We start from the raw sequence: 11,385 nt of genomic DNA, 5'->3' as shown, positions 1-11,385 counted from the left end.
GGGGGCCGAAATATTTCCAGGTGGGCACGGGTCCTTCGAGGACCCTGGCGCCGTTGGGTATGCCTTTTATGGAGAGGGCGGCGAAGATGGGAGGCTCGTTATAGATCTCCGGGCGATGGCGTATGCTCATATGGGACAGGGCGCCGGCGCCTTCGAGGCAGAACATGCCCGCGCCCATGCCGCCGATGGGAAAGGCGATGCGGTTGAGGTGTTCGCCGGTATAGGGGGTATTGTATCTTCTTTTTGCGATGGGTAGCTGAGTCTCCGGCGGGGTGTTTGTGGCGGGTGGGGTTTCCAGAAGTGAGGAAGGTGCAGCGGCTGCGCCGAGGCCGCTGAGGGTGATCGTTTTCAGGAACGACCGGCGGTTGTTCTTCTTTTTTCCCATGAATGAAAGATACTGAAATTGTCCGGGGGCGAACAGAAAGTGTATCGAAAACGGACTGAGACGAAGGGGGGCTTTGTTGGAAACTAATGGATTAGGAATTGGCAGGGGAATTGAGGCTGAGCGGGTATGCTTAAAAACTATTTCCGGACGGCCTGGCGTAGCCTGATGCGCGGCAGGAGTTTTTCCATCATCAATATTTCGGGTCTCGTCGTGGGCATGGCGGGGGCGACAATGATCCTGCTGTGGCTGGCCAACGAGGTCAGCTTTGACCAGTTTCATGTCAATAAGGACAGGATCTACCAGATCTATAGTATGACGGACATTCCCGGTGAGAAACATTCGACGATCGGGGTGGTCTCTCAGCCCATTGGGCCGGCCCTGGAGAAGGAGGTGCCGGAAGTGGAGGCGGTGACGCGGGTGCGGGATGTCACCAGTTTTCTGCTTACCACCAATGGCAAGAGCTTTACGGGTATGCAGGGGGAATTTGTCGACCCGGCGTTCCTGGACATCTTTACATTTCCCCTGACGCAGGGTAATAAAAAAGACCAGTTGAACAATGTATACTCGATAACGATCACGGAAAATATGGCCTTGAAGCTGTTTGGGACGCGCGACGCGATGGGGAAGGATATCCGGATCGACAGCGTGGATCATTTTACCGTTACCGGAATTCTTAAAGACATTCCCGCCAATACTATATTCTACGGGGTCGACTACCTGTTGCCGATAGCTTATATGAAGAAGCTGGGCTGGAACTATGACAACTGGATCAGCAATAATATCTTCACGGCGGTGCTGCTGAAGCCTAATGCGAGTCTGACGGCTTTCAATGACAAGATCAGAAACTTCACCCGGATAAAGACGGGACGCAACGATATCTGGATGCACTTTGCCTATCCTTTGTCCCAATGGCATTTGCATTCGAAATTCGATGACGGAAAACCGGTGGGCGGACGGATCGATACGGTGCGGACCTTTGGCGTTATCGCTGCTTTCATCCTGCTGATCGCCTGTATCAATTTTATGAATCTGAGTACGGCCCGGAGTGAGCAGCGGGCAAAGGAGGTGGGTATCCGGAAGGTGGCGGGTGCGGGTAGGGGGTTATTGATCGGTCAATTTATCATCGAGGCCTTATTGACGTCGAGCATTGCCGGTGTCATCGCATTTCTGGTTGCGGCCATGGTGTTGCCGTTCTTCAGCACGCTGGTAGGGACGCCACTTAGTTTACCGCTTGACAATGTAACGTTTTGGCTTTATGCATTTGGATTTATCGTTCTCACCAGCCTGCTTGCGGGCAGCTATCCGGCCTTTTATCTGTCTTCGTTCCGGCCTGTGGGCATTTTCCGGAAGCAATTCCGGAAAGCACAGTCGTTATTTGCGCCACGGAAGGTGCTGGTGGTATTGCAGTTTACTTTTGCTGTTGTTCTTATTATTTCCACGTTGATCGTGCGGCGGCAAATACAGTATGCGGAAGATCGCGATTTGGGTTATTCAAAGAATAATCTGGTCTATGTGAACCTTGTCGGGGACATCGAGAAGAATTATGCGCCGATAAAGCAGGAACTGCTCAATATGGGGATCGCCACTTCGGTGAGTAAGACCTGGACGCCGATGACTGAAGGCGGCGGGCATACGTGGTCGTTCCGGTGGCCGGGGCATACTCCTCAGGATACGAATACGACGATCACGATCTTTGCTGAAGACGGGGGTCTGGTAAAGACGGCCGGGATGAAGCTTGTAGCCGGCCGGGATATCGATGTGGAGCGGTATCCGGCGGATAGCCTGGGGGTGTTGCTCAATGAAACGGCCGTCAAGGTAATGGGTTATAAGGACCCGGTGGGTCAGCTGTTGCCGGAGCCTTATTTCAAACGTAACTGGCATATCGTTGGGGTGGTGAAAGACTATGTCGATGCCTCACCTTATGAACGGATACCGCCCATCGTCATCGAGGGACCGGCGGCGGCATTGCGGACGATGCATATCCGGTTCAACCCCGGACGATCCACGGCTGTGAGCCTTGCGGGCGCCGAACGGATCTTTAAAAAATACAACCCGGCTTACCCCTTCGATTATTCTTTTGTGGATGCTGAATATGCCCGGAAGTTTGGGGATGAGCAACGGACGAAAACGATGGCGGGTTTGTTTGCCGGTCTGGCGATCTTTATCTCCTGTCTGGGACTCTTTGGTTTGTCGGCGTATGTTGCGGAGAGCCGGATAAAGGAGATCGGGGTGAGGAAGGTGCTTGGGGCGTCGGTATCGGGGATTGCGAGGTTGTTGTCGATCAATTTTGTGCAGCTGGTGCTGATTGCGATCGTGATTGCGACGCCTGTGGCGTGGTATGGGATGAACAAATGGCTGGAAGCCTATACGTATCATATCACTGTCGGGTGGGGGGTGTTTGTGTTGGCGGGATTGCTGGCGATGGTAATCGCGCTGATGACGGTGAGTTTCCAGGCGGTGAGGGCCGCGAGGGCGAATCCGGTGAGATCTCTGCGTAGCGAATAAGCCGCTCTGCGGCTTTAGCATTACGAAGCGAATAGGCTGCTTCTACTTAATTTAATGGTGAGAGGACCTGGAGCTGAGCGTTCAGCTCCTTTTCCATTTGCTGAGCTTTGGGGATGAGGACTTCCTCTTCGATCTGTGCGTGTACGCAGAGGTCGTGTTCGAAGACCTGGAGTTGCGTGAGCAGGATGCGGTAGAGGGATTCGTTTGTCTTTGGCGGCGCGTAGAGGCGGATAGTTTGGCGGATGTCCTTTAATTCGTCTTCCGTGTCGTGGTGGTCGCTGAGGAAGCGGTCGACGGAATATTCGCGGCGATGAAGCAGGAAGCGTGAAAAGCCGAGGGAGGTCTGGCCGGCTTCGCGCAATGCGTTTATATAGGGGAGGAGCAGGGCTTCTTCGGCGCTGATGTGTTCGGAGAGATCTTTTACATAACGGTGGAAGAAGTTTTGCAGGGCGATGAGGACGGGGTGCTGGGAGTCGTAATGGCCGGAGAGCAAAAGAATGCTTTGCTCTATTTCCGGTAGCTTTTTTTCGAGATAATATACGTGTGTTCTTTGTATATAATCCACGATCAGCTCTACGGGAAAGGAGTCAAAGTCCCTGGCGTTGAATATCTTTTCATCGAATACACGCAACAGGGCAAGTATGAATTCTGTCTGTTCACCAGGGGATGGAGGCTGTGATATATAGCGCTGCATCACCTGGGGATAGAAATCGCTGTTTTCGGGCATGGCCATCCTACGTTTACAACTATCTGACAAATTTAAGGTAAATCCCCGGAAATTCTAACAGGCACTTGTAAAACCTCTTCTACCGTGAAAAGAATCAATGAGTTAATAAAAAAATGAAGCCCGGCTCGATGCCGGGCTTTTCTTACTGGTATAGTTGGTTGAAGAGGAACTTAAAGGTACCGTGGGTTTGGGCGCGGAAGGTTATTTCGGGTCCGAAGACATCCAGTTTTCCTTTCCCGACGGTGGCTTCGAAGGCGGCTACGCCGTCACGGAGGTAGGCTTGTCCCCAGGCCCAGCCGCTGCGAAGGTTTTTGTCGCCGGCGAACCAGGCGATGGGCCGGACGCTGCCGTTGGCTGCTGCTTCGGGGTTGATGTGGAACACGGGGCTTTCCTCAAAATAGACGTCGGCCTGTGAACCGAGTCCCCAGGTGGGTTGGATTGTGGTATCGAGGGTGATTTGCATGACGCTGCCGGGGATATAGAACTTGTCGTTTGGCAATCGTCTTTCTTTGCCGCCGACCATTTCCACGAGGGCGTCGTGGACGGGGAGGCCGAGGTGGTAGGCGAGGTTGGCGCTGCTGCCGATGGTGACGATATGCCCGCCGGCCTCGAGGAATTCTTTTAGCTGGGGGATCGACTTCTGGGGGGTTATGCGGCCGAGGTGGGAGCGGTATTCGGCGGGGATGCTGTCGGGTTTTGGCTGGCTGAACCTGCCGCCACCGCCACGGAAATTCCCTTCGCCGGCCAGGGCAGGGATGGCGCCGCCTACAAACACGATGACGTCATATTTATCTTTCAGATGGCCCGAGTCGATCGCGGCGGGATAGAGGATATCGATGGGGAAGTGATACTGTTCCATGATATAGCGTATCCAGCCGGAGGGCATGGAGCCGCCGTAGTTATCCCAGAGGGCGATGCGGGCGCGGGTGATCTTTGTGCTGTTGCGGGGCTGGTGTCCGCCGACGTAGAAATTGCCGTTTGCGGTGCTGCGATAGACGGGCTTGCCTGCTTTCAGCAGGTCGTTGACGGCTGTGAAGGAGGCGTTGCTGCGGGCGTCGAGCCAGCCTTCGTTTGGAGAAGGGGGTGTGGCGGTTTGCAGCTGGCCATAGGGGATGCGTTGGAAGGGGCCGTCGAACCCGTCGAGGATGCGATCGAATTTGATACCCATGGTATAGGCGAGGGTCCAGCCGGCGGCGTCATAGGGAGCGATGGGTGGTCCGCCGGGGTAGGCGAAATCGTTAGGATGGTCCTGGGGTTCGAACATATCGAGCACGTGTGGGCGGAAGGCCTGGTCCGTTTTTACGATATAGGATCCGGCGGGATAGGTCTTGCCGGCCACGGTGAATTGTGCTGTTGCCTTTTCGATTCCGATCCCGGTGCCGATCAGGGCATTGATGAAGCGGGTGGCGGTTGCGAAATCGGGCTGGTCGGAGGGGAGGATGTAGCCGCGAGGGTCGCGCAGGGCGGGATTTTTCAGGACGCTGTCATAGAACCTTACAGGGATGGTGTCGCCGCGGCCGCCACCTAAGCTAATGGCTCCGCCGCCTTCGGCGGCTGCGCCCCGTCTGCCGCCGGTTGTCCCGGTCGTTTCGCGGGAGGCGGTATAGAGCTGGTTGATGGCTTCGACGCGTTTTGGTGAGAGGGTCCAGTAGTCTTTTCCGCCTCTTTCGATGGAGTTGTGGCCCATTTTATAAATATTATACAAAAGCTCATCGCGATAGCGCATGGCGTAGTCGAGCACGGCGTAGTTGAGGGAGACCGAGTAGTCGATAGACTGGCGGAAATACCATTTCCGCGGGGTGACGGGGAAGGGGGTGGAGCCGCTGGGGAGGAGCCGGTTTGGCACCAGGGGGACATCCGAGGGGGTGGGGCCGCCGATGATCTCGGTCAGCAGGCCGATCATGTTATGAAAATAGGTGGTGGTGCGGAGGCCGCCGTTGTACCAGGTGGAGTAGCTGCTGCCTGAGCGTTCGGTGTAGCCGGGTTTGCCTTCGACGTTGAGCCGGTTGACCATGGCTGCGCCGACGGCGTCGAGACTTGTCATTACGAGGGGGTCGAACACATAGTTGAAAGGGTCGCGAAAAGGCGGGCCGGCGAGAATCGAGCCGGGAGGGCCTGCCTGGTGATGGTTGTACATGATCTGGGGTATCCATTCGACAAAGAGCTGGCGGCAGATGTTCTGCGACTCTTTCAGGTTGAGCATGTAGAAGTCGCGGTTGTTGTCATGACCGGCATATTTTTCCCAGAGGCGGGGGACGCCTTCGAGGGAGCGGCTTTCTGGCCGGGGGTTGCGCATGTACCAGCTGCTGACCAGTTCCTGGCCATCGGGGTTGGCGTGGGTCATCAGGACGATGACCTTGCTGAGAATATTGTTTGTTTCTGCGTCGGTGCGGCTCAGGAGCTGGTAGGCCGTCTCGATGAGCTGGTGGGCGCCGACGACTTCGGTGGCGTGGAGGCCACCGTCGATCCATACGACCGTTTTGCCTTCGGCGGCCAGGGCGTGCGCCTGTTCGTCGGTGAGACCTTCGGCGTGGGCAAGTTGCTGGGAGATGGCTTTATAGCGGTCGAGGTTTTTTATATTCTCGGGAGAGGAGACGATAAGCATGAACTGATCGCGGCCTTCTTCCGTTTTGCCGATGACGGTAAACTTTGCGCGGTTGGAGGCGGCGGCCATTTTTTGGAAGTAGGCTTCGGTCTGGGTGTAGGTGGCCAACTGGTAGTTGTCGCCGATGTCAAAGCCGAAGAAGGATTTTGGCGTCGGGATTGCGGGATCGGCCTGTTGGCTTCTGGCAGTGCCGCCAAGCAGCAGGAGGACCGGAAGGAAATAGGTGTTTATTCTCATGTGCAGTTGGTTTATCCCTGAAAATATTGATAATTGTGGTTTTGACCCAAAAAATACATGAGTGGGGGAATGCGGGTTAGGCGTTTTTAGTAATTTTCCCTTCTGTCAATATTGAAAGCCATGAATCAATTAACCAAGACTGTTATTTTTTTAGTTTTTGTCGCTGCCAGCTATGGTGGGTGGGCTGCCCCGGTGAGGGTGGACTCCACGGGGAAGGATACGACGAAATACACTCATTTTAAGGACCTGCCGTTGAAACCGCAGCGGACTATCCAGTTTACCACGACGGAGGGGACCTGGACTTCGCTGGATGTGAGTCCGGATGGGAAGACGATCGTTTTCGACATGATGGGTGACTTGTTTACGGTTGCTATCACGGGAGGGAAGGCGACTTCGCTGACGCAGGGCATTGCCTTTGACTCGCATCCGCGCTGGAGTCCCGACGGGAAGAAGATCCTTTTTTCTTCGGACCGGAGTGGGGCGGAGAATATCTGGTGGATCGACCTGGAGAAGAAGGATACGTTCCAGGTGACGAAGGAGCGGGATCAGAACTTTCCCAGTGCGACCTGGACGCCTGATGGCGACTATATCGTCTATTCCAAGGGGAAGATGAACGTGCAGCTTTACCTGGTGCACAAGGATGGCGGCGCCGGTACGCAGCTGATCTCCACGCCTGCTACGCTGAAGACCATCGATCCGGCGGTGAGTGCGGATGGGCGTTATATTTATTACTCCCGGCGGTTTGGTCCCTGGACTTACAATGCGGATCTGCCGCAGTATCAGGTGGGCGTGTATGACCGGGAGAACAGTAAGGTAAGTACGGTGACCAGCCGGTATGGAAGCGGTTTTACGCCGGTGTTGTCCAAGGATGGGCAGTGGCTGGTTTATGGGAGCCGGTATGAGGATAAGACGGGACTGGTGTTGCGTAATCTTGCTTCGGGGGATGAGAAATGGCTTGCCTACCCGGTGCAACGGGATGACCAGGAATCGATCGCTACGATGGGGGTGTTACCCGGGATGGCGTTTACGCCGGACAGCAAGGCGCTTGTCGCCGCTTATGGCGGGAAGATCCACCGGATCCCCCTGGATGGCAGTACGCCTGTGGAGATTCCTTTCAGCGTCGATCTGAAGCTGGAGTTGGGACCGAGGCTTGCCTTCAAGTATCCTGTTTCGGATTCGGCTTATGGGCTCGCGACGCAGATCCGTGATGCGGTGGTTTCGCCGGACGGCAAGAGGCTTGCGTTCACGGTGCTTGACCGGCTTTATGTGATGGACTATCCGAAGGGTACGGCGCGGCGGCTGACCACGCATAATTTTACCGAGGCGCAACCGGCGTGGAGCAGGGATGGAAAGTCGATTGTATTCGTGACCTGGACTCCCCAGGGCGGACAGATCTATAAGGTCGCCGCAACGGGTGGGCCGGCGCAGCAGTTGACGAAGGCCACGGCTTTGTATCAGAACCCGGCTTTTGACAATGCGGGTAACCGGATCGTTTTCCTGCGGAGCCAGGCGCAGAAATATAAAGATGCGATCGAGACCGGTTATGATGATGGGGAAGAGGAACTGTGCTGGATGGGGGCCGGCGGGGGTGAGATCACGAAGATCGAGATGGCTCGCGGGCGTGCGAATCCACATTTCGTACAGGGGGAGGACCGGATCTATCTGAACAATGGCAATGGCGATCTGCTGTCCATCAAGTGGGACGGCACCGATGAGAAGACCATTGCGCATATCACGGGGATCACGACGTATGGCATCAGCATTTATAAGCATGGGCGGCCCGATATGGGGGATAATTGCATGTTGAACCCCGAGCAGGCGGAAGCCATGGAGGTGCAGCAGGCGAGTCCCGCGGCCGTGATCACCATGTCGCCGACGGGTAAAAGGGTGATCGCGCAGATCAATAACGAGATCTATATGGCGACTATCCCCATGACCGGAAAGACCGTTACGATCTCGGTTGCCGATGCCGGCAATGCGCAGTTCCCGGCCAGGAAGCTGACCAAACTGGGTGGTGAATTCCCCGGATGGGAGGCAGACGGCACGAAGGTGCATTGGAGTCTTGGGAATGCGCATTTTGTATATGATGCGGATGCCGCGCAGGTTTTTGATGACAGTGTGAAAAAGGCGAAGAAGGCAACGGCGGATAGTCTTGCCAGGGTGAAGCCTGATACTGCGGCCAAGAAAGCGGACAGCGCGGTCAAAAAAAGTCCGGCGGCGCCGAAGAAGGAGCCTGCCTATGAGGCTATCGAGACGGCCGTCAAAGTTTACTACCAGCGGGATATGCCACAGGGTGCGGTCCTGCTGAAGGGGGCGAGGATCATTACCATGGAGGGAGATCAGGTGATCGAGAACGGGGATATCCTTGTCGAGAATAACCGGATCAAGGCGATTGGCGCGTCGGGCACGCTTTCCGTGCCGTCGGGGGCCAAGGTGGTCGATGTGGCCGGGAAGACTATCGTGCCCGGTTTTGTGGATACCCACGCGCATATGTGGCCGCAGTGGGGTGTTCATAAAGCCCAGGTTTGGAAATATGCGATGAACCTTGCTTATGGCGTGACGACGACCCGCGACCCGCAAACAGCGACGACGGATGTGCTTACGTATGGAGATGAAGTGGATGCCGGGATGGTCTTTGGCCCGCGGATCTACAGTACCGGCCCGGGGGTAGGCTTCTGGGATTATAACATCAAAGATTCCGCGCAGGCCGAGGACATCCTTAGCCAGTACAGCAAGTATTACAACACGCATTATATCAAGATGTACCTGACGGGCAACCGGCAGCAGCGGGAGTGGATCATTATGGCGGCGCGCAATCAGAAGCTGATGCCGACGACGGAAGGCGGCCTGAATACCAAGCTTAATCTCACCAATCTGCTTGACGGGTATCCGGGTCATGAGCATGCCATCCCCATCTATCCGTTGTACAACGATCTTATCAAGTCGATCGCCGTTTCGCAGATATGCGTGACGCCGACGCTGATCGTTTCTTATGGCGGCCCTTTTGCCGAAAACTTCTGGTGGGAGACCGAGAATCCCTACCACGATGCCAAGGTGCAATACTTTATGCCTTATGAAGAGCTGGCGGGTAAGACGCGGCGGGACAAGGCAGGGTGGTTCATGCCCGAGGAGCAGGTATTCCCCAAGCATGCCAAGACGATGAAGGCGATGGTCGAGGCGGGTGCGTTGGCGGGTATCGGGAGCCATGGGGAATTCAACGGGATCGGTTATCATTGGGAGATGTGGGCGATGGGTTCCGGCGGGATGAAGCCGATGGATGTGTTGCGGACGGCGACGATCCTTGGCGCTACGGGTCTTGGGCTGGATGGGGATCTGGGGAGTCTTAAGGCCGGCAAACTTGCCGATCTTGTGATCCTGGATAAGAATCCGCTGGAAAATCTTCGTAACACCAATACCGTCAAATACGTGATGAAGAACGGCCGGTTGTATGATGGGAACAATGGCGGGGAGATCTATCCGACGCAACGGCCGCTTGACCGGAGCGAATGGATCTTTTCGAAACCAACGAGCAACACAGGGGTAGCGGAATAGGCCCCTATTTGGGTTAAAATTCCATTTTTGGGAAAGAGTCTTCTTAATAAATTAATCAAAAGCGTTTAGGATCAATTAAATAGGAATTGGAATAATAATAGATGCCCAGGTAGATAGTAAAATTCAAACCTATGAAAGGATTTGCACTTGCTATTTGCCTGGGCACCTTTTTGTATGCGCATTCCCAGACCGCTTATACCTGGAAAGGGACTGTTTCAACGGACTGGAATACAGCGACCAACTGGTTGCCGAATGGCGTACCCGCTGCGGCGGATAATGTTACGATCGTAACGGGCGGCAATACCTGTATCCTTGCAGGTGCCGCGTCAATCAATAATCTTACGGTGACGAGCGGAGTGCTCGATCTTGGCGGGTTTGTGCTGACGACCGGCGGGCCGGCCATTTCGTTTGCGGGGGGCACGGTCCAGAATGGGCGGTTGTCCATTCAAGGGTCGGTCACGACGAGTTTTGGCAGCGGTTCGGTGGTGATGAATTGCCGGGTGTATATCCGTTCGGCGGCTGTGACGGTGAGGAACACCACTTTCCAGGACTCGCTGGTGCTTACCAAGACGGGGACCACCAATGATGTCAGCAGTGGCGGGAATATCTTTAACGGACCGGTGAGCATGACCAATTTGGGTGCCGGTTATCTTTTGATGGGCAACAGCAACGGGGACCAGTTTAATGCCAGTGCGGTGTTCACCGATTCGGGAAGCGCCAACGTTTATGTCGCTTATAACAGCAGCAACAATATTTTTGCGGGTCCGACAACTTTCAACAGCTATAGTTCCGCCAGCGGCGGCGTTTTTGTGAGTTCGTATTCCGCGGGGACGAATTTCAATGATAATATTGTGGTGAACAGTACGGCCGGGCAGGGTGTCCAATTCTGTACCGGTAACCCGACGGCAACGGCAATATTGGCCACTGGCAAAACGCTGACCGTCGGTGCGAGTGGCTTTTCGGCAGGTCTGCTTTGTTTACGGCAGTTTGTGCAGACCGGATCTACCCCGCAGAACCTCGTGCTGACGGGAACCGGCGGGCTTGTATTCGGCCCTTCGGCCGCTTTTGATGGGAATATCGTGACTTCGAGTCCGGGCCTGACGCTGAGCGGATGTACGTTCAATGGCACAACCGATCTGACGAAGACCGGTGCGAGCGGAGATGTCGGGCAGGGTGGAAATATCTATAACGGCATTTGCAATTTCACCAATTCCAGCAGCGGTTATTTGCTGCTGGGGAACAACCAACCGGATATCTGGAATACTGACGTGACGTTTACCGACATAGGATCGGAGCGGATACTGCCGGCCTGGGCAAGCACCGGCAATCAGTTTAACGGCAACATTTATGTAAATACGGCGGGGAGCGCTACGG

General features: G+C 55.3%; 6 protein-coding genes. 3 read left to right on the top strand and 3 right to left on the bottom strand.

What is annotated here, in order from left to right; genetic code table 11:
• Positions 1–385, bottom strand: a 385-nt coding sequence (locus VGM48_RS16875) for a twin-arginine translocation signal domain-containing protein (RefSeq protein ID WP_331581230.1), incomplete at its 3' end; no start/stop codon positions are given.
• Between the two features lie 126 nt (positions 386–511).
• Between VGM48_RS16875 and VGM48_RS16870 the strand changes: the two genes are divergently transcribed.
• Positions 512–2,890 (top strand): ABC transporter permease, encoded by a 2,379-nt coding sequence (locus VGM48_RS16870; protein ID WP_331581228.1) that lies wholly within the window; start codon positions 512–514, stop codon positions 2,888–2,890.
• A 46-nt stretch (positions 2,891–2,936) separates the two neighbouring features.
• Here the strand turns inward: VGM48_RS16870 and VGM48_RS16865 are convergent, their stop codons facing one another.
• Together VGM48_RS16865 and VGM48_RS16860 are read right to left on the bottom strand one after the other, a co-directional pair.
• Positions 2,937–3,617, bottom strand: coding sequence for a hemerythrin domain-containing protein (locus tag VGM48_RS16865; protein ID WP_331581226.1), 681 nt, complete (start codon positions 3,615–3,617; stop codon positions 2,937–2,939).
• A gap of 142 nt (positions 3,618–3,759) precedes the next feature.
• Positions 3,760–6,459: a M14 metallopeptidase family protein gene (locus tag VGM48_RS16860; RefSeq protein ID WP_331581224.1), complete on the bottom strand. Its 2,700-nt coding sequence runs from the start codon at positions 6,457–6,459 to the stop codon at positions 3,760–3,762.
• A 120-nt stretch (positions 6,460–6,579) separates the two neighbouring features.
• Here VGM48_RS16860 and VGM48_RS16855 point away from each other — a divergent pair, with 120 nt between their 5' ends.
• Together VGM48_RS16855 and VGM48_RS16850 are read left to right on the top strand one after the other, a co-directional pair.
• Complete coding sequence (locus VGM48_RS16855) at positions 6,580–10,011, top strand: amidohydrolase family protein (RefSeq protein WP_331581222.1); 3,432 nt, start codon at positions 6,580–6,582, stop codon at positions 10,009–10,011.
• A gap of 131 nt (positions 10,012–10,142) precedes the next feature.
• Positions 10,143–11,385, top strand: a 1,243-nt coding sequence (locus VGM48_RS16850) for a hypothetical protein (RefSeq protein WP_331581220.1), incomplete at its 3' end; no start/stop codon positions are given.

It is taken from the genome of Puia sp. (assembly GCF_036500295.1).
Taxonomy (GTDB): domain Bacteria; phylum Bacteroidota; class Bacteroidia; order Chitinophagales; family Chitinophagaceae; genus Puia.
This window is presented reverse-complemented; position numbering and strand designations above follow the sequence as displayed.